At 63.5% G+C, this 2117-nt stretch carries 1 protein-coding gene and 1 pseudogene; both read right to left on the reverse strand.

The features are described from left to right. Window positions 1-43: 43 nt before the first annotated feature. The gene (locus AC1DH9_RS28455) at window positions 44-577 is read right to left on the reverse strand and encodes a hypothetical protein (protein WP_477809265.1); all 534 of its coding nucleotides are present in this window, start codon (window positions 575-577) and stop codon (window positions 44-46) included. 161 nt (window positions 578-738) lie between these two features. Beyond that, window positions 739-2106: pseudogene (locus AC1DH9_RS28460) on the reverse strand (hypothetical protein); the annotation flags it as partial. Between the last annotated feature and the right edge of the window lie 11 nt (window positions 2107-2117).

Here is a 2117-nt window from a genome sequence, read left to right on the forward strand (position 1 = left end):
GTTTCGCCGGTCGCCGCATTGCCCACCGACACCGTGCCCGAGGTCACATTGTTCGCCGCCGAATACTTGCCGGTGTAAGCCTCTGCACCTCGACCGTAGCCTCTGCACCTCGACCGTCATCACTGGCACCGCTGCCCACTGCAACACTGCCGTCAGCAGAAGCCTTGGCMCCGTTGCCCACAGCGACCGAGTTTTCTCCGGTAGCCTGAGACTTCGTACCGACCGCCGCGCTGTTTTTGCCCGACGCCACCGCCCCCGCACCGCCGGCTATCGAATCGACGCCTGTGGCTTTCGGTTTGGCTACTGCACTGCTGTTGTTCACCTGGAACATGCCGTCGGTGCCGTTCTTGAGGTTGGAGACATCGCCCTCGACGGCGCTGATACGGGCACCCTGCTGAATTGCAGTACCATTGAGATTGGCGATCGAGTCATCCGTGTACTGCTTGGATTCGGCGACCGCACCGTCGAGCTGGCGCACGTTGACCGCATCGTTGGCGTCCTTGCCGTCAGCGACGTTGCTGACGGTCCGGGTTTCGCCGGTCGCCGCATTGCCCACCGACACCGTGCCCGAGGTCACATTGTTCGCCGCCGAATACTTGCCGGTGTAAGCCTCTGCACCTCGACCGTCATCACTGGCACCGCTGCCCACTGCAACACTGCCGTCAGCAGAAGCCTTGGCCGACCATCAAGGTTGGTGATGTCCGTGGTGTTTTGGTCCACTTGATCACCGACCGATTTCAGTTGCGCCACGTTGACCGCGTCGTTGACCTGCGTACCTGCCGACAGCCCTGTGAGCTTGCGATTTCCCAGCGCCGTGCCGATGCCGACCTCGCCAACCGACGTCTGCGGTGACGCCAATCGATAGGCGCTGTAACTCGTCTCTGCCCCGACCGTGGTCACGGAACTCGAACCCAGCGCCACGCTCATGGCCTGACTCGCATTGGCACCGGCACCCAACGCGACCGATTGCTCAGCCGATGCCTGGGCCGCGCTGCCCATGGCGATACCGGAGGCCTGCAACACCTGCGTATTGCGGCCGATGGCAATGCCACCAGCGGCAGCCTGACCGACACTGGCCTGGTTACCGATACCAATGCCGTTGTCACCGTTGACCACGGTGGCCGGACCTACCGCAATCGACTCCGCGCCGCTCGCGAGCGAGTCCACCGGGTTCGTCGAGTTGGCGTGGAAATAGCGGGTGCCGGTCGAACTCAAGGAGCCCATCGCCCCGGTCAATTGACGCAGGGTCACGGCGTCGTGATCTTCGGTGGCATCCGCCACATTGGTGATCTGCCGGTAGCTGCCTGCCTTGCCCACCGAAACCGAACCGAGCAAGGTCGCGTCCGAGGTGTCATATATGATCGCGCCGCTACCGACCGGGATTGTGCCGCTGGCCGGTGCCAGGGCACGGTTCGCGACCGAACCTTCGCCCAGTGCGATACCGCCCGAGACCTGGACCTGACTCTGATGCCCCAGCGCCAGGCCACCATCAGCGGTCGCGTTGGAGCCCGAGCCGSCGGCGAACGAATTGGCGCCTGCAGCGATGGACTGCGGGCCGATTGCAACGCTGTCCACGCCGTTGGCTTGCGAATCGGGCAGYGCTGAATTGCTGTGGAAATACTTGATGCCGGTGCCGTTGTTGAGAAGGCTATCGACTTGCGTCCCCAAGCCATCCACCGCGCTGTTGGTGGAGAACAACTGGCTGCCGTTGACCGCGTCGGTGCTGGCCGCAGACACCCGACCGGCTGCCACGTTAGTGATCTGACGTTCGTCGCCGACGCTGCCCACGCTCAATACGCCAGTCGGTGTCGCACCCTCGTAATTGAAAGTGGTGCCATTGATCACGCCATTGGCGGTCGCAACAGCAGCAGCCGTGGTGGCGCCGTTGCCCAGGGCGATGGAGTTGGCAGTGCCGGCGACGGCGCCGTTGCCGATGGCGATCGCATTAGCGGCGGTCGAACTCGCGGCTGGGCCGACGGCCACGCTGTCCACGCCGGTCGCGGTGCTGTCGGCGAGCGTTGAGTTGGCGTGGAAATATTTGATGCCCGCGCCATTGTTGATGTTATTGAGGCTTTGGTTGGTCGCAAAAAGCTGCGAGCCATTCACCGCATCGGTGC

The sequence above is a fragment of the Pseudomonas sp. 05T35 genome (assembly GCF_056396605.1).